Here is a 20,561-nt window from a genome sequence, read left to right as displayed (position 1 = left end):
CGTGGTCATCCGAGGGCGATCTCCTCGCACCTGCGGAGGTTGCGGGCGACAGAGGCGCGGTCCAGCCCGAGCAGGACGGTGAGCCACACGCCGTTCTGCAGGACGTCGATGTCGGCGGCCCGGCGGCGGCACTCGTCGCGGGCGAGGTCGGGGCGGGCGGCGGCGATGAGCCCGGTGAGGCGGCGGCGGTACTTCCTCTGGGCGTCGGCGTTGATCTCCGCGAACTCCGCGTCAGCGCGTGCCAGTGCCCAGAGCTGCAGGCGCAGCGAGAGGTAGTCGGTGGTGAGGTACGCCGGCTCGACCACGCGGCGCAACGCCGTGCGCAGCTGCTCCTCGGGCGACCGGTCGGGGTCGGCTGCCAGGAGGGCGAGGTCCTGCTCCTCGACCCGGAGCAGGGTCGCCCTCAGCAGGCTCGTCTTGTCGGAGTAGTGGTAGTTGACCAGTCCGAGCGAGACCCCGGCCTCCCGCGCCACGGCGCGCATGCTGACGCCGGCGATGCCATCGCGGCCGAGCAGGTCGGTCGCGGCCTCGAGGATCCGCGCGTGCCGGTCCAGTGTGTCGGAGGAGCTGTCAGCGGCCACGGGCGCAGCGTACTGATCAAACGTCCAGCCAACTATTGAACGATCGTTCAGTCTGGTCCTACAGTCGATGCATGGAGCTGGTCACCGCGGAGGACGTCACGGCCATCGCCTCCGGCTACGACACCGACCCGGCCGAGTCCTGGTCGCTGCGTGCGCCCGCCTACACGGAGGCCAAGTGGGCCGAGGTCGACGTCCGCGCGATCTTTGCCCGCACGTGGCAGTGGGTCTGCCATGTCGAGCGGCTGCGCGAGCCGGGGGCGTACGTCTCGGCGAGCGTCGCCGGCATGCCGGTCGCGGTCGTCCGCGACCGCACAGGCTGCCTGCGGGCGTTCTACAACGTCTGCAAGCACCGGGCCCACGAGCTGCTGTCGGGCTCGGGCACCACGAGCAACATCGTCTGCCCGTACCACGCGTGGACCTACGGCCTGGACGGCCGGTTGCAGGGGGCGCGACGGGCCGACCGGATGGCGAGCTTCGACAAGAGCGAGGTCTGCCTGGACCCGGTGCAGGTCGAGGAGCTCGGCGGGATGGTCTACGTCAACCTCGACCCGGGCGCCACGCCACTCGGCGAGCAGGCCGGCGACCTGGCTGCCGAGATCGCCCACTGGGCACCCGACGTCGCCGGGCTGACCCACGCCAGGCGGTTGACGTACGACGTGGCGACGAACTGGAAGAACGTCATCGACAACTTCCTCGAGTGCTACCACTGCCACATCGCGCACAAGGAGTTCGTCGACCTGGTCGACATGAGCACCTACGAGGTGCGCACGCACGGCATCTGGTCGTCGCACTTCGCCGCGGCCGGCACGCACGCCAACGCGGCGTACGACGTCAGTGGCGCGTCGGTCACCGACCACGCGGTGTGGTGGCTGTGGCCCAACACGTGCCTGCTGCGCTACCCCGGGCGCGGCAACTTCATGGTCTTCCAGGTGCTGCCCGACGGTCCCGAGCGCACGCTCGAGACCTGGGACTTCTTCCTCGAGACCACCGAGCTCGTGCCGGCCGAGGAGGAGTCCGTGAGGTACATCGACGAGGTGCTGCAGGTGCAGGACATCGGGCTGGTCGAGAGCGTGCAGCGCGGGATGCGCACGCCGGCCTTCGACCAGGGCCGCATCGTCTACGACCCGGCGGGCTCGGGGTTGTCCGAGCACGGGGTGCACCACTTCCACGGGCTGGTGCTGGACGCCTACCGGTCCTGGGTGGAGGCGCGATGAGCCGCCCGGTGATCATCACCTGCGCGCCGACCGGTGGGATCCACACGCCCACCATGTCGCCCCACCTGCCGATCACGCCCGAGGAGATCGCCCAGGCGTCGATCGAGGCGGCGCAGGCCGGCGCCGCGATCATCCATCTCCACGCGCGCGACCCGGAGACGGGCCGCCCGGACCCGGACCCGGAGCTCTTCCAGAACTTCATGGGCCGGATCGCCGCCGGGTGCGACGCCGTCATGAACGTCTCCACCGGTGGGGGCCTCGGCATGACCCGGGAGGAGCGCCTGCGCGCCGCCGTCTCGGTGTCGCCCGAGATGGCCTCCCTCAACGTCGGCTCGCTGAACTTCGGCATCTTCGCGATGCTCGAGAAGCACGACCAGTGGAAGCACGACTGGGAGCCGGAGTTCCTGGAGATGACACGCGACTTCATCTTCAAGAACACCTTCGCCGACCTCGAGTTCGTGGTGAAGGAGCTCGGCCAGGGCCACGGCACGAGGTTCGAGTTCGAGTGCTACGACCTCGGCCACCTCTACAACCTCGCCTGGCTCATCGACCAGGGCTGGCTCGAGCCGCCGTTCTTCGTGCAGATGGTCTTCGGCGTGCTCGGGGGAGTGGGCGCCGACCTCGACAACCTGGTCCACATGCACACGATCGCCGAGAAGCTGTTCGGTGACAGCTACGAGTGGTCGGTGCTCGCTGCGGGCCGCCACCAGATGTCGTTCGCCACACAGGCCGCGATGCTGGGCGGCAACCTGCGGGTCGGGATGGAGGACAGCCTGTTCATCGGGCCGGGCGAGCTCACGCCGTCCAACGCCCACCAGGTGGCCAAGATCCGCGGGATCATCGAGCAGCTCGGCCACACCGTCGCGACACCGAACGAGGCCCGGGCGCGGCTCGGGCTGAAGGGGGCGGACCGTGTCTTCGTCTGAGTCCGGGTCCGAGGTCACGCGGGTGGCGGTCCTGGGCGGCGGGCTGATCGGCCGGAGCTGGGCGGCGTTGTTCCTCGCCGCCGGCAAGGACGTCACGGTGCACGACCCCGCCGACGGCGTCGACGCCCACGTCCGGGCGTCCGTCGAGGAGGCGTGGCCGACCCTCCGCTCGATCGGTCTCGCGACCACGGACGCCTTCGAGGGCGAGCTGACCTTCCACGCCGACCCGCGCGCTGCGGTGGAGGGCGCGCAGTTCGTCCAGGAGAGCGTCCCGGAGCGTGTCGAGCTGAAGCACCAGCTGTACGCCGCCATCGAGGAGGCGCTCTCCGCCGACGCGGTGGTCGCGAGCTCTGCCTCGGGCCTCACGCTCACCGAGCTGCAGGCCGGGTGGGCCGACCCGGGCCGCCTGGTCCTCGGTCACCCGTTCAACCCGCCGCACCTGATCCCGTTGGTGGAGGTGATGGGCAACGACCGCACCGCACCCCGCGTCGTCGACCGGGCTCGCGCGTTCTACGAGTCGGTCGGCAAGGTGACCATCGAGGTCCGCAAAGAGGTGCCGGGCCACGTCGCCAACCGGCTCCAGGCCGCGCTCTGGCGCGAGGCGATCCACCTCGCCAACGAGGGCGTCGCCAGCGTCGTCGACATCGACCGGGCAGTCTCGGCCGGGCCGGGACTGCGCTGGGCGACCCTCGGCCCGACCCAGCTCTTCCACCTCGGCGCCGACGACGGCCTCGCCCAGTTCTGCGAGCACTACGGGGCCAGCTTCAACCGCTGGTGGGACGACCTCGGTGCGCCGCACCTGGACGACGCCACCACCGCCCGGCTCGTCGACGGGCTGCGGGAGGTCACCGACGCGACGTCGTACGACGACCTCGCCGCGCGGCGTACGGCGCTGCTCACCGCCGTCGTTGCGGCGACCCACCCGCGCCGGTAGTTGCGCTGTGCGCAACCCGAATCGTTCTACGCAACAAGGGTCTTGTCCGGAGCCCATCGCTGGATCATCATCGAGGGTGCGGCCGCCGACGTCGACGGCGGCGGAGGGAACGGCCATGACCGTCAGCGTCTTCGACCTGTTCAAGGTGGGCATCGGTCCCTCCAGCTCGCACACGGTCGGGCCGATGAAGGCGGCGCACCTGTTCGCCGAGGGGCTGCGGGCGGACGGCCTGCTGCCCGGCGCGGCCCGCGTCCACGTCGAGCTCTTCGGCTCGCTCGGCGCGACCGGCCACGGCCACGGCAGCGTCAAGGCGGTCGTCCTGGGCCTCGCCGGCGAGCAGCCGCACCTCGTCGACCCGGTGGCGGCCGACCCGATGGTCCAGGAGGTGCTGTCCTCGGGGAGCATCGCGCTCGCCGGCACCCACCGGGTCCCCTTCTCGGTCGACGACGTCGTGCTCCACCGGCGCAAGCGGCTGGAGTTCCACATCAACGGCATGGTGTTCCAGGCCTTCAACGCCGCCGGCGCCGAGCTGAGGCGGCGCGAGTACTACTCGGTCGGCGGCGGGTTCGTGCTCGACGAGGACGACGTCGGGAACCGGGTGCTCGTGGCCGACGAGACGCCGGTGCCGTACCCCTTCACCACCGCCGACGAGCTCCTCGGCATCACGCGTGCGACCGGACTGCGCATCAGCGACGTGATGCTGGCCAACGAGCTGGAGACGCGGACCGAGGACGAGGTGCGTCGCGAGCTGCTGTCGATCTGGCAGGTGATGCAGGAGTGCGTGGAGCGCGGCAGCCGGACGACCGGGGTGCTGCCGGGTGGGCTGAAGGTACGCCGGCGCGCGGCCGAGCTGCGGGCCCGGCTCGAGACCGAGGCGGCCTCCGGTGTCCCCGACCCGCTCGGTGCGATGGAGTGGGTCACCCTCTACGCGCTGGCGGTCAACGAGGAGAACGCTGCCGGTGGACGGATCGTGACGGCGCCGACCAACGGTGCTGCGGGCATCGTGCCGGCGGTGCTGCACTACTACCACCACTTCGTCCCGGGGGCCGACGACGACGGCGTCGTCCGCTTCCTGCTCACCGCGGCGGCCATCGGCCTGCTCTTCAAGGAGAACGCATCCATCTCGGGAGCCGAGGTCGGCTGCCAGGGCGAGGTCGGCTCGGCCTGCTCGATGGCGGCCGGCGGCCTGGCCGAGGTCCTCGGCGGCACCCCCGAGCAGGTCGAGAACGCCGCCGAGATCGGCATCGAGCACAACCTCGGGCTCACCTGCGACCCGGTCGGCGGGCTCGTCCAGATCCCCTGCATCGAGCGGAACGCCGTGGCGTCGATCAAGGCGATCACGGCGGCCCGGATGGCCGTGCGCGGTGACGGCTCGCACTTCGTCTCCCTCGACAAGGCGATCAAGACGATGCGCGAGACCGGCCGCGACATGAAGGACAAGTACAAGGAGACCGCCCGCGGGGGCCTGGCCCTCAACGTCGTGGAGTGCTGAGACCGGGGGGCTCGTCGTCGGTCTGGTCCGGGTTGACGGTCGGACGACCGGTGCCAGAGGCTGCTTGGCACTGCGGAGGAGCAGGAGGGCGATCCTGTGGTCGTTGACGTGGCCGTCGTCGCCGTCATCGTGTGCGGCGTGCTGCTCGGACGATCCGAAGGGCTGGCCCGAGGCCTCTGGGGCTTCACCGGAGTACTCGTCGGCACCGGGGTCGGGCTCGTCGTGGTCCCGCTGGTGCTCGGCGACCTCGAGCTCTCCGTCTGGGTCTCGATGGCCGCGCTCGTGATGGTCGTCGTCTCCGCGGTCGTCTTCCGGACCCTCTTCCTCATCGCCGAGCGACGGGTGCGCGAGAGGTTCGGGTACGGCATCCGCCAGCCGTACGACCGCGTCCTGGGCGCCTTCTTCGGAGGCGCGGTCGCCGTGGGGGTCACCTGGATGGTCGGCCTCGCCCTCGCCGGGTCGGTGCTCCCGAGGGTGGCGCCCGCCGTGAGCTCGTCGGCGGCCATCAAGCTCCTCAACGACGCCCGGCTCCCGCTCAGCCACCGGCTGCTCACGCGGTTCTCCCACATCGGCGAGCGGCACGACTTCCCCCGCTACACCGACGTGTTCAGCACCGAGAAGATCCAGCCAGTCGCCGCGCCGCCGGAGGACGTGGTGGACGAGCCCGCCATCGTCGAGGCCTCCCGCTCGGTGTGGAAGATCGTCAACCGTGAGAGCGCCCTGACCGGCGACGAGGGCACCGGCTTCCTCGTCGCGCCCGAGCGGCTGATGACCGCGGCGCACGTGGTCGACAACAGCCGCGGGATCACGGTCGACTTCCGCGACGCCACCCTCGCCGCAACAGTCGTGTACTGCGACCCGCAGCACGACGTCGCCGTCCTGGCCGTCCCGGGCGTCCACGGCAAGCGCCTGACGTTCGCGCAGGCGGAGGACGGCCAGGCCGCGGCCTCCGTCGGCTACCCGAACGACCAGCCCCTCACGCTCCGGCCCGCCCGCGTGCGCGACCGCCAGACCTGGCAGTCCTCCGACATCTGGGGCGACGGCCGCTACGAGCACGACGCGCTCGTGGTGCGGGGAGTCGTCCGCGGCGGCAACTCCGGTGGGCCCCTCGTCGACGTCGGGGGACAGGTCCTCGGCGTCATCGTGGCGTCCTCCCGAGCCGACGACGACACCGGCTACGCCCTCACCGCCGACCAGGTCGCCGCCGCCTACGCCGCGGCCAGGTCCGGCACCAGCACCCCGGTCACCACCTGCCAGCGCTGACCGCCCGGCTCGCCCGTCCCGGTCAGTCGGGGGTGATCTGGTGCCACGGACGTGAGAGCTCGAAGCGCCGTCCGCTGATCTCGGTGACCTCGACCTCGACGACGTTCCACTTCTCCGTCCCGACCCAGGGGCGGAGCGGGAGGTTCTCGGCGCGGTGCTCCTCGTCCTCCTCGAGCCGGCGCGCACGGCCGCGCAGGACGATGCTGGTGGCCTGCTCACCGTCGACCTCGTCGACCTCGAAGGCGACGTCGGGGTTCATCACGACGCCGAGGAGCTTGGAGCCCTCGGCGGTCCGGAACAGCAGCGACCGGCGGCCCGTGGCAGGGTCGTGGTCCACGGCGTAGTTGACGGGCGCGATGTGCACCTCGTCGCCGAGGTGGTGGGCCAGCCTGCCGAGCTCGTGGCGGCGCAGGAACTCCCAGCACTCCTCGGTGCCCAGGAAGGTGAACGGCTCGTCCATACCGGGACCGTACGGCGGGTGGGTGGGCGTCGGGCAGGGTCCTTGGACCCCTCCGGGACGGGCCATCCTCACCTGTCGACCAGCAGTCGGACGGAGCACGCTGGAGGCATGGAGAGCACGCGCACGCCCACCCGCCGGATCCTGGTCGCCTACGACGGCTCGGAGGACGCCGCGCTCGCCCTCCGGTGGGCCGCCGAGGAGGCTCGCGGCACCGGCCGTGGGCTCCACGTCGTCGCCGTGGACGACGCGGTCACCTCGCCCTGGGGCGCGGCGGCCGTGCACCGCGGCGAGGAGGTCCTCGCAGGCGTCGAGGAGACGCTCGGCGACCTCGACCTCGAGGTGGAGACCCGCGTCGGCCACGTGACCGGCGAGTTGCTGCGCGCCGCGGTGTCCGCCGACCTCGTGGTCCTCGGCAGCCGCGGGCACGGCCGGGCCGAGGACCTGCTCATCGGCTCGGTCAGCCAGCACGTCGTCCGGCACGCGCCGTGTCCCGTGGTCGTCGTACGCCCCACCCGCCGGGCCGATGCCCACCGCATCGTGGTCGGAGTCGACGGCTCGGTGACCAGCTCGGCCGCCCTCGAGCACGCGTGCCGGCGTGCCGAGCGGACCGGCGAGACGGTGGTGGCGCTCCACGCCTGGCGCACCCACGCCCCGTCCACCGACGTGTGGAGCGCCGACGCTCGCGCGCTCGAGGGACTCAGGGAGCGCCAGGTCCTCCTGGCCGAGAGCGTCGCCGGCATGCGGGTCGACCACCCGGACGTGGTGATCGAGCAGGAGGCGGTCCCGGTCGCGCCGGTCCCGTGCCTGGTGGACGCGTCGCGGAGCGCCTCGCTGCTGGTCGTCGGCTCCCACGGGCTGGGCTTCTTCGGCGGCCTGCTGCTGGGCTCGGTCAGCCAGGCGGTGCTTCAGCGCGCGGAGTGCCCGGTCGCGGTGGTGCGCTGAGGGCTAGCCTCGAGAGCGTGCCGACCATCACGCTGACCATGCCCGACGGCGAGGCCGAGGCCTACCTCGCCACCGCTCCGGACGGGTCGCCCGCTCCGGGCGTCCTGTTCGTCATCGACGCGATCGGCCTGCGGCCGCGGATCGAGGAGATGGCCGACCGGATCGCGTCGTGGGGCTACACGGTGCTGGCCCCCAACGTCTTCCACCGCGACGGCACGGTGGCCGAGCTGGCGCCGAGCGCGGACCTGCGGGAGCCCGGCGCACGGGAGGCGTTCATGCCCGGCGCCATGGAACGGGTCAAGGGGCTCACGACCGACCTGCTCGCACGTGACCTCCCGGCCTACCTCGCGGCGCTGCGCGCGCGGCCGGAGACGGCAGGGGAGGGCGTCGGGGTCACCGGCTACTGCATGGGTGCCCGCATCGCGGTGCGCGCGGCCGGCATGGACCCGGCCGTGGTCGCCGTGGGCGGCTGGCACGGTGGCGGGCTGGTGACGGACGAGCCCGACAGCCCGCACCGCGCAGTGGCCACGTCCCGCGCCGCGTTCGCCTTCGGGCACGCCTCGAACGACCGGTCGATGCCGCCCGAGGCCGTCACGGCCCTCGGCGCCGCGGTCGCCGAAGCGGGCCTGCCCGTGGTCAACGAGGTGTTCCCGGGCCCCCACGGCTACTCGATGGCCGACACCTCGATGTACGACGGGGAGTCCACCGAACGGCACTTCGCGAGCCTGCGGACCCTCCTCGACTCGACCCTCGTCTAGATGTGCACCGTCGGCGGCGTCCAGTCGCGCCGGTTGGCGACCACGTCGTTGGCGTAGGACTCCAGCCCCTGGTGCGCGAAGGTGCCGCCGTCCGCCGGGGGCTCGGTGCGGAGGCCGTCGAGCGCCTTGCCCATCTCGTCGGTGATCCGCTTGAGGTCGTTGAGGAACCCGTTGTGGATCTCGGAGGCGGTCGCGGCGCTGAGCACCTCCATCTCGATGCTCTTGTCCGGGATGATGTACGTGACCAGGCCGGTGACCAGGCTGACGCCGCCGCTCACCGCCGCCGCCGGCGGGAACAGGGCGACCAGGCCGGTGACGGTGCTGACGTGGCCGAGGATGTCCTTGGCGCCGCTGTTGTCCGTCATGGCGCCCGTCGGCCAGGCGCCGCTGCGGTCCTTCCAGGCCTGCCACTGCTGGAGCGCCTCGGTGACCCGGTCACGGCACTTCTCGGTCGCCTCCAGCAGGTTCGTCTGGTAGTCGGAGAGGGCCGCGCCGACCTGGGCGCTGGACGACGCGAGACGTGCGGCGGCGTGGAGGTAGAGGCTGCACTTGTCGTTGACGTCGTTCCAGAAGTCGTAGAACGACTCCGAGCTCTGGGACGTCGCCGGCCAGTGCGTGCGGAGGTCGGCGAGCCACTGCGGCGCCTCGGGGTCGTCGGGGCTGGTCCATCCGGCGCCCGGCTCGAGCTGGTCCGCGAGCCACCGGGTCAGGTCGCTCAGCGCTCGCACCGGTGCCTCCATGGCCGAGGGGTCGGGCTCCCACACGTCCTGGCTCGCGCTGCGGTAGACGGTGGGCACCGCGCTGTTCACCCAGCTGTCGTGGTTCTGGTTCCAGGTCGTCGTGAGCGCCTCCTGCATGAGGCGCTCGCGGTCGGCGTTGGTCACCGTCTGCTCGTACCAGTCGGGGTGGGTGGGGTGCATGGCGACGTAGAGCGCCTGCGTCTCCCACGGGTGCGAACCGGGGATCGTGAAGTAGCCCGGCTCGTGGCACCAGCCGTCCTCGACGGTGCGGTTCTGCTCGCTGTCGAACAGGTCGGCGCAGGCCTCGTTGCCCGCTAGCTCGCCGATGCCGTCGACGATCTCGGTGAAGAGCGGGTCCAGCCGCTCGATGAGACCGCTCACCTCACACCTCCGGGGCGGTCGGCTCGGGAGCGAGCTCCGGGTCGCCGACGTACTGCTGGTGCTGGGCGAACCACGCCTCGGCATCGGCGTCGACGGCCACGAAGTCGTCGGCGATCGCGTCGAGCGCCGTCGCGCTGTCGTTGAAGGTCCGGACCATCGACCGCAGGTGGACGAAGAGCTCGACCGACAGGTCCGCGAGGTCGCCCGCCACGGGGTGGTTGCCGGCGAGCGCGAGCTGGGCGACGATCGGGTCGATCGCCCCCGACGTGGCGTCCGCGCGTGCGGAGAAGTCCGCGGCCTTGGCGGGCAGGACGTCGTGTGCGGCCTGGTAGATCGCGCCCATCTTCATCTCGATCACGGTCATGTGGTCCCCTTCGAACGTCCCCGGTTGGTACGCCACTGCTACCCCGCGACGCCCGGGCGAAACCCGCTGGGTGGCGTAGGAGAGGATCGGGGCCGTGAAGTCCGCGCTCCCGTACGCCCTCCCGCTCGCGCTGGCCGGCGCCCTGCTGGCCGGGTGCAGCTCGGGCGAGAGCAACGACGACGGGCAGGTCGAGGCGGGCCACACCCACGCGCCGGGCCAGGGCCACACGTCGCTGGCCGTCGGCGACGGCACCCGGGTCAGCGAGGTCGGCTACTCGCTCGCCGGGCTGCAGGTCCGGGAGCGGCCCGATGGCATCGGCGAGCTGCGCTTCCGCATCGACGACTACGACGGCGAGCCGGTCACCGACTACGTCGAGGAGCTGACCAAGGAGCTGCACCTCTACGTCGTCAACGACGACCTGACCGTCTTCCGCCACCTGCACCCGACCCGCGACGAGGACGGCAGCTGGACCGCTCCCTTCGACGTGCCGGACGCCGGCGGCTACCGCGTCGTCACCGAGTTCATCGCCGTTGACGAGGGCGGCAACGGCGACCACGTCGTGCTGGGTCGCCCGCTCGCCCTCCCGCCCGGCGACCCGGGCGACACCGTCGCGGAGGACCGGGCGGTGTCGGTGTCGGTCTCCGAGGCGCCGACGACCGGTCCCAACGGCGAGCTCCGCCTCGTGGTGCGCGACGCGGCAGGCCGGCCCGTCGAGCTCGGCACCTACCTCGGGGCCTACGCCCACGTCACCGGCTTCCACCGCGAGACGGGCGCGATGGTGCACCTGCACCCGCTCGGCCCGCCGGAGGTCAGCGAGGACGGCTCCGAGCTGACCTTCCACGCCGAGATCCCCGACCCCGGCGACTACCGCCTCTTCGCGCAGGTGCGCGTCGACGGCTTCCTCCACACGGTGCCGGTGGAGCTCACGGTCGAACAGTCAGCCTGACCGTCGTGACCGGGTTGTCGAAGCGGCTCAGTGCCAGGCCGACCTGCACCTCCCACTCGCCGGCCCGCGGCACCACGACTGCGCCCTGGTAGGTGCCGGCGGCGACCGGCCGCACCACGACCGTGCCGAGGTCGAGGCCCTCGGTGCGCAGCGAGACGACCGGGTTCGCAGGAGGGTCGTACGGCTCGCCCGCGGAGTCCTGCACCTGCACCAGGAGCGTGTTCGACCCCGTGTGCCGGGGGTCCATCACCGCCAGCACGCGGAGGTCCCCGATGGTGGCGGTGCCGACCCCGGTCGTCCCGGACTCGGCCGTGACCGGAGCCGGGCGGGGCGACTGGTTGACCAGGACCCCGGTGACCCCGAGCAGGACGACGAGGAGCACCGCCTCGACCCGTACGGTGCGCGTGACGGCCGCGGCCGCGCGCTCGCGATCGCCGAAGCCGGCCGCGCGCTCGACGGCAGGCAGGGTGCGCCAGCGGTTCCAGCCGCCGAGGGCCGCGACCAGCAGCGCGATGGCCGCCTTGGTGAGCAGCAGCCAGCCGTAACGGGTCTCGACCAGCCCGGACCACGAGCCGACGATGCGCCAGGCCAGGAAGGTGCCGGTGACGGCGACCGCCAGCAGCAGCCCGCCGGCGAGGGTGGAGAAGCGGGCGAGCGTGGTGGCCGCGAGGACCTCTCGGCCGGCAAGCGCGCGCAGCGAGACCACCAACCCGACGAGCCCGCCGAGCCAGGTCGCCCCGGCCAGCAGGTGCAGGACGTCGGCCGCCACGAGCAGGGCCGCCGGGGAGAAGGCGCGGGTGTGCCCGACCAGGGACGGGCCGGCGAGCGCCAGCACCGCGCCGCCGGTCAGCAGCCAGCCGCGCGTGCGGTCCGGTGGCACCGCGGTGGACGACCACGCCGCGACGCCCAGCCCGACCAGCACCAGCACGGCGCTGAGCAGGTCGTTGCGCACCAGGCCGGGGTCGAACGCCGAGACGACGTCCGTGAGCTCGAGTCCCTGGCCGTAGACCGACGCGACCGGGACCAGCAGGACGATGCCGGTCGCCCCCGCCGCTGCGGCGTACAGCAGCACGCGGCGCAGCCGGGCCCGCGTGGCGGCACCGTCCCAGGCGCGGGGGAGGACGAGCGCGAGGAAGAGCGCCAGTCCGGCGGCGAGCAGCAGCCCGACGTAGGTCACGACCGTGACGACGTCACGGACCGCCGTCACCGCGGTCGAGGAGCTCTGCGGCTCCGGCGCCGACGTCACCGACGCCGAGGGAGCACCGACCGAGAAGGTCAGCGCCCCCGAGATCGGGTGCCCGTCGCCGGAGAGCACGTTCCACGACACGACGTAGGTGCCGTCCGCGAGGTCGGGCGCCCCGTCGACGTCGACGGTCACCTCGGTGCCGCTGGAGGCTGCCGACGAGCCGACCTCGTCACCCGAGGCGTCGTAGACGACGATCTCCTGCGACGTCAGCTGCACCGGCTCGTTGAACGTGAGCGTAACGGTCTCGGGCGCCGTCTCCACGACCGATCCTTCAGGCGGGTCGGTGTCGATCAGCTCGGCGTGCGCCGAGGCCGGCGCGGCCCCGAGCACCACGAGCGCGAGCGCGACCAGCGCGACGCCGACCCGGCCCCATCCGCGAAGGAGGGCCGGGCGACGCCGCGCCGGTCGCGACGCGGAGGTCACGACGACGAGCGCGTCCGGGCCAGGGCGAGCCCGCCTGCGGCCAGTCCGAGCAGGCCCGCCACCAGTCCCGCCCACCCGAGTGCCGAGGACGAGTCGTCCGCGTCGTCGGCCGCCTCAGCGGAGGTGTCGTCGTCGCCCGCCTGGTCCGCCTCGTCGGCGGCCGGCTCCGCGGCCGCCTCGTCACCGTGGCCGTCGGCCTCGGCTGCCACGATCTCGAACGCCGGCGCCGGGCTCTCGAGCTCCTCGGCGTCCTGGCCGTCGGCCGGGACCTCGGTCCAGCCGGTCTCGCCCTTCTGGCAGGTCTGGATCGTCGGGAAGCTCAGCGTCTCGCCCTCGGCGTCGGGGAGCTGGAAGGACAGCTCGAAGGCGTCGCGCTCGCCGTCGGGCAGGGGCGTGGTGGCGGTGTAGACGACGGACGCGGTGCGCTCGGTCACCTCGTTGCCGTGGGCGTCGGTCACCGGCTCGTCGAGCTGCTCGATCGTCTTCTCGACGTCGTAGAACGGGTTGCGGCTCGGGGTCACCGAGAGCACCGACTCCGGGACCTGGATCTCGATCTTGGTGGTGGGTGAGCCCTCGCAGCCGTGGCCGACGCTGAACGTGACGACGGTGTAGGCGCCCGCCGCCGCGGTCGACGGGGTGGCGGTGACGTGGGCGCTCGCCGGGGCGGCGAGCGAGAGGGCGACGGCGGCGGTGGCGGCCGGCAGCGCGCCGAGGCGCGCGAAGGTGCGGATGGACATGTCTCTCCTGGATGTGGGGCGGGTCTGCGGTCGCGTGACCACCTGAGCCCGGACCGGGATCAGGTGGACAGGACCGCCCGCGGCGGACCACGCCGGGGAGAGACGAGCAGGAGGACGAGCGAGGACCGCGGGGACGCGTCGGCGGGTCGGCGCGGCACGCGGGCGCGGACCGGCACGGGAGGGTGCGCGTGGACCGAGACGGCGTACGACGCCGCGAGCCGGCCCGCCCACCACAGCACGGCGGTCAGCAGGGTGACGAAGAGGTGCGCCCCGGCCATCTGCCACGTCCAGCCCGGGTCGGGCGCGGCCGCGGCCATGTGGTCGTGCGACGTCACCAGGCCGAACGACTCGTGCACCCCGAGCTGGGCCGCGGCCACCGCCGGCAGCAGTGCCCACCCGGGCACGTCGCGCCGGAAGACGAGCACGCTCGCGCCCAGGACCACGGCGGCGACCAGCGCGAGGCCGGGGCCGGTCGGCACGTCACCCCCGGCCCAGGTGTGGGCGGTGGTGGCGCCGGCGAGGGCGACGGTCGCCGCCGCGACGGCGCGGGCGAGGGCGTACGGCGCACGCGCGCGCACGACCCTCGCCTCCCACGTCACGGGCCCCATCGTCGCAGACGGGACCGTCGTGTGCGCGGCTGGTCTACCAGCCGTGCGGGCGCGAGTGGCGCCGGTAGTCGGCTCGTCCCGGCGGGGGCGGAGCCCACGGACCGCGACGCCGGTGCGCGAACCACAGCAGCGGGAAGATCAGCAGGAACAGCGGGGCGTCGGCGATCACGCTGAGCACGATGAGGACAGCCAGCACCGGCAGCAGCGGGAACTTCTTCCGCGATCCGGGTCGGCCGGGCGCGCGGGACGGCTGCGCGGCCTGCGGACGGGGCAGGTCGCTGAAGAGCACCGCCAGGTCGGCGCGCGTCCGCGCCGTCCAGATGGCGTCGAGCCGCTCGTCGTACTCCTCGTGGTCGAGGCGCCCGTCGGCGTAGTGCGAGGCGAGGTCGGCCATCGCGCGCTCGCGGTCGCTGTCGGCGATCCGCATGCGCGGATCGGGCGTGTTCATCGCTCGCCGTCCCGTCCGTCCGCGAGGATGCCGTAGAGCCGGCGGCGGGTGTCGACGAGCACGTCGAGGGCGGCCTTCTTCTGCTGCTCGGAGCCCTGGGTGGCCAGCTGCCAGACGGCGCTGACGACCTGCGCGATCTCGCTCTTGATGTCGGCGTGGCCGGACGGCTGCTCCTCTGAGGGGGCCTCATCGGTGCGGGCGAAGGGTGCCCACACAGCGGCGAGCTCGGTGCCGTTCTCCTCGGCCCACTCGGCGCCGGAGTCGGTGAGCCGGATGGTGCGTCGCCCGCGTGCGTCGTCGGACTCCACGAGGCCCTCGTCCTGCAGCTGCTGGATGGTCGGGTAGACCGAGCCGGGGGAGGGGCGCCACTCGCCGTTGCTGAGCTCCGCGATCTCCTGGATCACCTGGTAGCCGTTGATCGGCTCGTCGGCCTTCCGGGCGCGGTGCAGCACGTCGATGATCGCGGTGCGCACGTCGCCGCGGCGCACCCGCGGCCCCCGCTGCTGGGGGCGCTGGGGGGCGGTGGCGAAGCCGAAGATCTCGCCGAGCCACGGCGGGGGGCCGCCGGCCCGACGGCCGCGGCTGCCGCCGGAGAAGGCCTGGCCCCAGCTGGTCCAGTCGTTGCCGGGCGGGCGGCGGTAGTCACGGTGACCGCCGTGGCCGCCGGTGTTGGTCGTGTTGTCGTCGTTGCTCTCGGGCCAGTCGGCGCCGGGCCAGTGGTGTCCCATGGGGTGCTCCTCGGTCGGGGTGGTGAGGTCGAATGGAGCGGTACGTCGTGAACTATCGGTGACGTATCGCGATATATCGTGAGCGTACGCCTCGAGTCGGGGCCCTTCAAGGGCCTTCACCATCGAGGTGACCCGGCTCGGCAGCTGGTGCCGACCGGCCGCTACGGTCCTTGTTGCAAACAACTTGCAACAACGAACGGGGTGCGAGTGACGACCGAGATGGCGACCCGCGAGCGGGGCCCGGTCCGGCCGGGGGGCCGCGTGCCCGACGACCCCCTCGGGTTGGCGGCATCGCGGCGTCGTACGACGGCCTGGCTCATCGGGCTGGCGGTCGGGTTGCTCGCCTCGGTCGTGGCCGGCATCGCGGTCGGAGCCTTCTCCGTGCCGGGCGGCACCGTCGCGCGGGTGCTCACGCACCACCTCGCGGGGTGGCCCGGGGAGCGGACCTGGAGCGCCCCGGTCGACGCCATCGTCTGGCAGGTGCGCCTGCCCCGCGTGCTGCTGGGTGCGCTCGTCGGTGCCGGGCTGGCCGTCTGCGGGGTCGCGCTCCAGGCGATGGTCCGCAACGTCCTCGCCGATCCCTACCTCCTCGGCGTCAACTCCGGGGCCTCGAGCGGCGCCGCCGCCGCGATCCTGTTCGGCGTGGGTGCGGGCTTCGCCGAGCACGCGCTCCAGGTGACCGCCTTCCTCGGGGCGCTCGCCGCGTCCCTCCTGGTCCTCCTCGTCGCCCGCAGCGGCGGACGCGTGACCTCGGTGCGACTGCTGCTGGCGGGCGTCGCGGTGGGCTACGCGCTGTACGCCCTGACGAGCTTCCTGATCTTCGCCTCCGGTTCCGCGGAGGGTGCCCGCTCGGTCATGTTCTGGCTGCTCGGGTCGCTCGGCCTCGCGCGGTGGGGCCTTCCCCTCGCGGTCGTCGCCGCGGTGGTGCTCGGGGCCGCTGCGCTGCTGACGGTCTGGGGGCGACGCCTCGACGCACTGGCCGTCGGTGACGAGACCGCCCACACGCTCGGCGTACGCCCCGAACGCCTGCGGCTGCGGCTGCTGGTCGTGGTCGCCCTGTGTGTCGGGGTGGTGGTCTCGGCCGCCGGCAGCATCGGCTTCGTCGGACTGGTCGTGCCCCACCTCGCCCGCCGCGCCGTCGGCGGTGCGCACGTGCGTGTGGTGGCGGTGGCGGCGCTCATGGGCGCGGTCCTCCTGATCTGGGCCGACGTCCTGGCCCGCACGCTCTTCGCGCCGCAGGAGATCCCCATCGGCATCATCACCTCCCTCGTCGGCGCCCCGTTCCTGCTCGTGCTGATCCGTCGCCTGCACGCGACCAGCGCCTGACCGCCCGTCCCACACCCCTCGAGGAGACCCACCGTGCCCGTCCCCGTCCCGTTCCGTGTCGCCGCCGCGCTGGTGCTCGCAGGTGCCCTTGCCGGGTGCGGAGGTGCGGCGGAGGACACCACGCCGGCGTCGACCAGCACCGGGTCCTACCCGGTGACGATCCAGAACTGCGGCGCGGACGTGACGTTCGACCGGGCACCCGAGCGGCTGGTGCTGCTGAAGAGCTCGGCGGTGCCCTTCCTGCACGAGCTCGGCGTGATGGACCGCGTCACGGCGCGCGCGGGGCAGTACCCCGACGACTACTACGACGAGGAGACCCTGGCCGAGCTCGACGCGATCCCGCTGCTGACCGACGAGCTGGACAGCAGCGGCCACCTCCAGATCTCGAAGGAGGTCGTGATCAGCCAGGAGCCCGACCTCGTCCTCGGCCAGGTCGACAACCTGTCCCGCGACACCCTCGACGCCGTCGGCATCCCGCTGATCGAGGAGCCGGCGCTGTGCGAGACGGGCTCGGGTGAGCCCGGCTTCGACGACGTGTACGACCAGCTCGAGGTCTACGGCACGGTGTTCGGTCGCGAGAGCGAGGCCGACGAGGCGATCGCCGACCTGCAGGACGACCTGGCGGAGGTCGAGGCCGAGGTGGGCAGCGGGTCGGGGCGGACCGCCGCGGTGCTCTACCCGACGGTCGGCGGTGGCACCACCTACGCGTACGGGACGCGGAGCATGGCCCACCCACAGCTGGAGGCGGCCGGCTTCGAGAACGTCTTCGCCGACGTCGACGAACGGGTCTTCGAGGTCACGCTGGAGGAGCTGCTGGGCCGCGACCCCGACGTCCTGGTCCTGCTCCACAGCGAGGGCGAGCCGGGTCCGGTGGAGGACGCCGTCGCCGGCCTGCCCGGAGCCGACGAGCTCACGGCTGTGCGCAACAAGGACGTGATGACACAGCTGTTCAACTTCACGGAGCCGCCGAGCCCGCTGGCGTTCGAGGGCCTCGAGCGCATCGTCGAGAGGTTCGGTAGCGGCTCGTGATCGCCGCCCACGACCTCTCCTGGGCGTACGGCGCGACGCAGGTGCTGCGGGCCGTCGACCTCGCGGCGCCGCACGGCCGGGTGCTCGGCCTCATCGGCCCCAACGGCAGCGGCAAGACCACCCTGCTCAGGCTGCTGCACGGTGCCCTCGCCAGTCCCACGGGGTCGGTGACCGTCGACGGCGAACGGCTGGCCGCGCTGCCGCCTCGCGACGCAGCGCGGCGGGTGGCCGTCGTGGTCCAGGAGAGCGGCGCGGAGAGCACGCTCGACGTCGCCGAGATGGTGCTGCTCGGGCGCGGGCCCCACCTGTCCACCTTCCAGCGGGCCGGGGCCGCCGACCACGCCGTGGCGGCCGACGCCCTGGCCACGGTGGGCGCCACCCACCTCGCGCGCCGACCCTTCGCCGCGCTCTCGGGGGGCGAGCGGCAGCGGGTGCTCATCGCCCGCGCGCTGACGCAGCAGGCGACCCACCTCCTGCTCGACGAGCCCACCAACCACCTCGACATCCGCTACCAGCACGAGGTCCTCGGGCTCGTCGCCGACCTCGCCCACGACCTCGGTCGCACCGTGGTCGTCGTGCTGCACGACCTCAACCTCGCCGCGCGCTACTGCGACGACCTCGTCCTGCTCGGCGACGGTGGCGTCGCGGCGGCGGGGCCGGTCGAGGAGGTCCTCGTGCCCGAGCTGCTGGAGCCGGTCTACGGCATCGGTGTGGAGCCGGTGCGCGCAGGCGGTCAGCTCCACCTGCTCTTCACCCCGTTCCCCGCACCCCCGTCCACACCAGCGCAGGAGGACCTCACCGCATGAGCGACCAGCAGCTCCAGGGCTCGATCAACGACTACTGGACCGAGCGTGCCCCGTCGTACGACGCCTACCAGCAGCGTCCCGAGCGCCGTGACCTCGACGTCGAGGTGTGGGGCCGCGTGTGGTCCGCCGCGCTCCCACCGGCGCCAGCCGACGTGCTCGACGTCGGCACCGGGAGCGGCCACGTCGCACGACTGCTGGCCGGGCTCGGCCACCGGGTCACCGGGATCGACCTCTCGCCCGGCATGCTCCGGATCGCCGGCGAGCACGCGGCGCACGACCCGCTGCCGCCGCGCTTCCTGGCCGGCGACGCGGTCGACCCGGACTTCCCTCCGGGGTCCTTCAACGCGGTCGTCGGCCGTTACGTCATGTGGACGCTGCGCGACCCGGAGGCCGCAGTGGCCCGCTGGGTCCGCCTGCTCCGCCCCGGCGGGGTGGTGGCGATGGCCGACAGCCTGTGGTTCACCGACGGCCTCGGCGACCTCTACGGCGAGCGGCCCGAGGGGCACCTGCCCCTGGCGGACGCTCGCTCGATCGACGAGGTCGCGGACGTCCTGCGCCGCGGTGGGCTCACCGATGTCACCGTCACCCCGCTCGACGAGGTCCTCGAGCTCGACCGCGCGTACGGCGTCGCGCCCGGGCACGACGTCCAGCTGCAGTACCTGCTCGCCGGCCGCCGCGGTCAGGAGGCTCCGTAGGCAACTGGTGCGGTGAAGTAGAGCTCGACGCCGTCGTCGATGGCCTCGGCCATCGCCCTGCCCTGCTGCTCGGTCAGCCGGGTCGTGCCGGTGTGGTCGACGAGGAACGCGCGGCCGTGGCAGGTCATCCACAGGTGCCGGCCGGGGTCGACCACCCGTGCGACGAGCTCACCGTGGGTCTTGGTGCGGTGGTGGCTGCGGCGGAGGGGGCCGGAGTTGTGGGGGCCGGTCTGGCCGGGCGGCCCGGTGTCGTCGTAGGGGATGGCGTGGTCGTAGTCGACGCCGTCACGGGTGGCGGTGCGGGGGGAGTAGGGGAAGCAGTCCCCGCCGGTCTGGGCCCAGACGTGGTCCTTGACCACCTCGGGGTGCTCGTAGGCGTCGACGCGGCGGCGTTGCGCGAGGTCGAGGACGGGGGTGAGGGTGACGTCGCCGTGGCCGAGGACCTCGTGGAGCTGGCGTACGTCGATGGGGCCGACGCCTTCGATCCGGGCGACTCCCTGCCCGGTGCGGAGGGCGTCGTCGGTGAGGTGGACGAAGAGGCGTCCGCGGCCGCGGAGCATGGCCAGCTTGCGGGCGGGGAGGGAGCAGAGCCGGTCCACGGTGTGGGCCAGGTGGTCGGGTGCCCAGGCCGGCTGCTCGGGCGCACCGGTCGCCTCGCCGGACTCGGCCTCGGTGTCGGTGTCGACGCCAGCATGGGTGTGCTCGAGGAGGAGCTTGAGGAGGTCGACGGGTCGGGCGAGCCAGCCCATGGCGAGGGAGCGGAGCTCGTCGTGGTTGTGGTCGTGGCCCATCGTCTCGGCGAGGATCTCGGCCACGCGCTCGACCATGGCGTCGATCCAGGCGGCGTCGCCGGCGGTGACGCGGGCGATCACGTGGCGGTAGCCGAGCTCGTCGGCGCGGGAGAGGCGGACGTAGCGCTCGTGGCGGGACCGTTCGCGTTCGGCGCGGTGGGTCTCCGGGTCGGCCTCGATCACCTTGGCACGGGCGATCTCGAGGACCGTCGAGGGCGCATGACCTGAGATGGCCTTCGCGACCGCACGGTCGACGCGGCCGACGTGCTCGGAGAGCAGCGAACGGGAGAGCACGGCGACCTTGCGGGCGACCCACGGCTCGCATTGGCCCGCCTCGACGACGGCCCAGGTGAGCGGCAGCCGGTGGACGAGGTCGAGCCCGTCGGCGATCAATGCGCGCGTGGTGGCGGGGTGGGTTTCGCGGACCACCGCGAGCTCAGGCACCGCGTGCTCGCGCAGCGGGGGAGTCCCGTCACCTCCGGGGGTGACCATCGGGTCACGATCGTCGCGGGGATGACCGTTGACGATCGCCCACTGCATTGCCAGCTGGAGCTCGGCGACCTCCGCAAGGCGACGTGCCCTCAGGGCCCCGCCTGCCAGATCCAGCAGCTGCTCCGCGCTCGGCGCGCCAGCCGCGGAGGGCGGCTGGCTGACGACGGGGGCGGGCATGCTTCATTCTATCGAACATATGTTCGTACGACAATGGTCAGGAGGGAGTGGGGA

The 20,561-nt window shown here is 72.9% G+C and carries 22 protein-coding genes; 12 read left to right on the top strand and 10 right to left on the bottom strand.

Annotated features, from left to right (window positions below; translation table 11 throughout):
* Nucleotides 1-5: 5 nt before the first annotated feature.
* Nucleotides 6-581 (bottom strand): TetR/AcrR family transcriptional regulator, encoded by a 576-nt coding sequence (locus tag AC3A3L_RS02320; protein WP_487638421.1) that lies wholly within the window; start codon nucleotides 579-581, stop codon nucleotides 6-8.
* A 71-nt stretch (nucleotides 582-652) separates the two neighbouring features.
* On the opposite strand from AC3A3L_RS02320, the gene AC3A3L_RS02315 reads away from it, so the two are divergent.
* The 5 genes from AC3A3L_RS02315 (at nucleotide 653) to AC3A3L_RS02295 (ending at nucleotide 6,410) form a co-directional block, all read left to right on the top strand.
* Nucleotides 653-1,795 (top strand): aromatic ring-hydroxylating oxygenase subunit alpha, encoded by a 1,143-nt coding sequence (locus AC3A3L_RS02315; protein WP_487638420.1) that lies wholly within the window; start codon nucleotides 653-655, stop codon nucleotides 1,793-1,795.
* The gene (kce, locus tag AC3A3L_RS02310; protein WP_487638419.1) at nucleotides 1,792-2,721 is read left to right on the top strand and encodes a 3,5-dioxohexanoate:acetyl-CoA acetone transferase; all 930 of its coding nucleotides are present in this window, start codon (nucleotides 1,792-1,794) and stop codon (nucleotides 2,719-2,721) included. The genes AC3A3L_RS02315 and kce overlap by 4 nt, the downstream gene beginning before the upstream one ends.
* A complete protein-coding gene (locus tag AC3A3L_RS02305; RefSeq protein WP_487638418.1) occupies nucleotides 2,708-3,655 on the top strand; it encodes a 3-hydroxyacyl-CoA dehydrogenase NAD-binding domain-containing protein in 948 nt (315 codons plus the stop codon). Before kce ends, AC3A3L_RS02305 begins: the two co-directional genes overlap by 14 nt.
* 115 nt (nucleotides 3,656-3,770) lie before the next feature.
* Nucleotides 3,771-5,147, top strand: coding sequence for an L-serine ammonia-lyase (locus AC3A3L_RS02300; RefSeq protein ID WP_487638417.1), 1,377 nt, complete (start codon nucleotides 3,771-3,773; stop codon nucleotides 5,145-5,147).
* Between the two features lie 96 nt (nucleotides 5,148-5,243).
* Nucleotides 5,244-6,410, top strand: coding sequence for a MarP family serine protease (locus AC3A3L_RS02295; protein WP_487638416.1), 1,167 nt, complete (start codon nucleotides 5,244-5,246; stop codon nucleotides 6,408-6,410).
* A gap of 22 nt (nucleotides 6,411-6,432) precedes the next feature.
* Here AC3A3L_RS02295 and AC3A3L_RS02290 read toward each other — a convergent pair whose 3' ends face one another.
* Nucleotides 6,433-6,870: a pyridoxamine 5'-phosphate oxidase family protein gene (locus AC3A3L_RS02290; protein WP_487638415.1), complete on the bottom strand. Its 438-nt coding sequence runs from the start codon at nucleotides 6,868-6,870 to the stop codon at nucleotides 6,433-6,435.
* Nucleotides 6,871-6,978: 108 nt separating this feature from the next.
* On the opposite strand from AC3A3L_RS02290, the gene AC3A3L_RS02285 reads away from it, so the two are divergent.
* Nucleotides 6,979-7,812: a universal stress protein gene (locus AC3A3L_RS02285; protein ID WP_487638414.1), complete on the top strand. Its 834-nt coding sequence runs from the start codon at nucleotides 6,979-6,981 to the stop codon at nucleotides 7,810-7,812.
* A 17-nt stretch (nucleotides 7,813-7,829) separates the two neighbouring features.
* The gene (locus tag AC3A3L_RS02280; protein ID WP_487638413.1) at nucleotides 7,830-8,570 is read left to right on the top strand and encodes a dienelactone hydrolase family protein; all 741 of its coding nucleotides are present in this window, start codon (nucleotides 7,830-7,832) and stop codon (nucleotides 8,568-8,570) included.
* Here AC3A3L_RS02280 and AC3A3L_RS02275 read toward each other — a convergent pair.
* On the bottom strand, nucleotides 8,567-9,691 hold the full coding sequence (locus AC3A3L_RS02275) for a hypothetical protein (RefSeq protein WP_487638412.1): 1,125 nt from the start codon (nucleotides 9,689-9,691) through the stop codon (nucleotides 8,567-8,569). The two genes, AC3A3L_RS02280 and AC3A3L_RS02275, sit on opposite strands and share 4 nt — an antisense overlap.
* Nucleotide 9,692: 1 nt before the next feature.
* Complete coding sequence (locus tag AC3A3L_RS02270; RefSeq protein WP_300050539.1) at nucleotides 9,693-10,055, bottom strand: hypothetical protein; 363 nt, start codon at nucleotides 10,053-10,055, stop codon at nucleotides 9,693-9,695.
* Nucleotides 10,056-10,149: 94 nt separating this feature from the next.
* Between AC3A3L_RS02270 and AC3A3L_RS02265 the strand changes: the two genes are divergently transcribed.
* Nucleotides 10,150-11,001 carry a hypothetical protein gene (locus tag AC3A3L_RS02265; protein WP_487638411.1) on the top strand — a complete coding sequence of 284 codons (852 nt, stop codon included), beginning with the start codon at nucleotides 10,150-10,152 and terminating at the stop codon, nucleotides 10,999-11,001.
* Here the strand turns inward: AC3A3L_RS02265 and AC3A3L_RS02260 are convergent.
* The 5 genes from AC3A3L_RS02260 to AC3A3L_RS02240 are packed head-to-tail and all read right to left on the bottom strand — an operon-like array spanning nucleotide 10,979 to nucleotide 15,191.
* The gene (locus AC3A3L_RS02260) at nucleotides 10,979-12,670 is read right to left on the bottom strand and encodes a copper resistance CopC/CopD family protein (protein ID WP_487638410.1); all 1,692 of its coding nucleotides are present in this window, start codon (nucleotides 12,668-12,670) and stop codon (nucleotides 10,979-10,981) included. The genes AC3A3L_RS02265 and AC3A3L_RS02260 overlap by 23 nt on opposite strands.
* Nucleotides 12,667-13,407, bottom strand: a complete 741-nt coding sequence (locus tag AC3A3L_RS02255; RefSeq protein WP_487638409.1) for a YcnI family copper-binding membrane protein — start codon at nucleotides 13,405-13,407, stop codon at nucleotides 12,667-12,669. Before AC3A3L_RS02255 ends, AC3A3L_RS02260 begins: the two co-directional genes overlap by 4 nt.
* Before the next feature lie 59 nt (nucleotides 13,408-13,466).
* Nucleotides 13,467-14,006, bottom strand: a complete 540-nt coding sequence (locus AC3A3L_RS02250; protein WP_487638408.1) for a hypothetical protein — start codon at nucleotides 14,004-14,006, stop codon at nucleotides 13,467-13,469.
* Nucleotides 14,007-14,049: 43 nt separating this feature from the next.
* Nucleotides 14,050-14,442, bottom strand: a complete 393-nt coding sequence (locus tag AC3A3L_RS02245; RefSeq protein ID WP_487638407.1) for a DUF1707 SHOCT-like domain-containing protein — start codon at nucleotides 14,440-14,442, stop codon at nucleotides 14,050-14,052.
* 17 nt (nucleotides 14,443-14,459) lie between these two features.
* Entirely contained in the window at nucleotides 14,460-15,191 is a 732-nt protein-coding gene (locus AC3A3L_RS02240; RefSeq protein WP_487638406.1) for a PadR family transcriptional regulator, read from the bottom strand.
* Between the two features lie 207 nt (nucleotides 15,192-15,398).
* Here AC3A3L_RS02240 and AC3A3L_RS02235 point away from each other — a divergent pair, with 207 nt between their 5' ends.
* The 4 genes from AC3A3L_RS02235 to AC3A3L_RS02220 are packed head-to-tail and all read left to right on the top strand — an operon-like array spanning nucleotide 15,399 to nucleotide 19,047.
* Entirely contained in the window at nucleotides 15,399-16,517 is a 1,119-nt protein-coding gene (locus tag AC3A3L_RS02235; RefSeq protein WP_487638405.1) for a FecCD family ABC transporter permease, read from the top strand.
* A 33-nt stretch (nucleotides 16,518-16,550) separates the two neighbouring features.
* Nucleotides 16,551-17,546, top strand: coding sequence for an ABC transporter substrate-binding protein (locus tag AC3A3L_RS02230; RefSeq protein ID WP_487638404.1), 996 nt, complete (start codon nucleotides 16,551-16,553; stop codon nucleotides 17,544-17,546).
* Nucleotides 17,543-18,352 (top strand): ABC transporter ATP-binding protein, encoded by an 810-nt coding sequence (locus AC3A3L_RS02225; RefSeq protein WP_487638403.1) that lies wholly within the window; start codon nucleotides 17,543-17,545, stop codon nucleotides 18,350-18,352. Before AC3A3L_RS02230 ends, AC3A3L_RS02225 begins: the two co-directional genes overlap by 4 nt.
* The gene (locus AC3A3L_RS02220; RefSeq protein WP_487638402.1) at nucleotides 18,349-19,047 is read left to right on the top strand and encodes a class I SAM-dependent methyltransferase; all 699 of its coding nucleotides are present in this window, start codon (nucleotides 18,349-18,351) and stop codon (nucleotides 19,045-19,047) included. The genes AC3A3L_RS02225 and AC3A3L_RS02220 overlap by 4 nt, the downstream gene beginning before the upstream one ends.
* On the opposite strand, the gene AC3A3L_RS02215 is transcribed toward AC3A3L_RS02220, so the two are convergent.
* Nucleotides 19,032-20,507: a hypothetical protein gene (locus tag AC3A3L_RS02215; RefSeq protein WP_487638401.1), complete on the bottom strand. Its 1,476-nt coding sequence runs from the start codon at nucleotides 20,505-20,507 to the stop codon at nucleotides 19,032-19,034. The genes AC3A3L_RS02220 and AC3A3L_RS02215 overlap by 16 nt on opposite strands.
* Nucleotides 20,508-20,561 lie beyond the last annotated feature (54 nt).

This window comes from Nocardioides sp. Soil_C_8, assembly GCF_057656315.1.
This window is presented reverse-complemented; position numbering and strand designations above follow the sequence as displayed.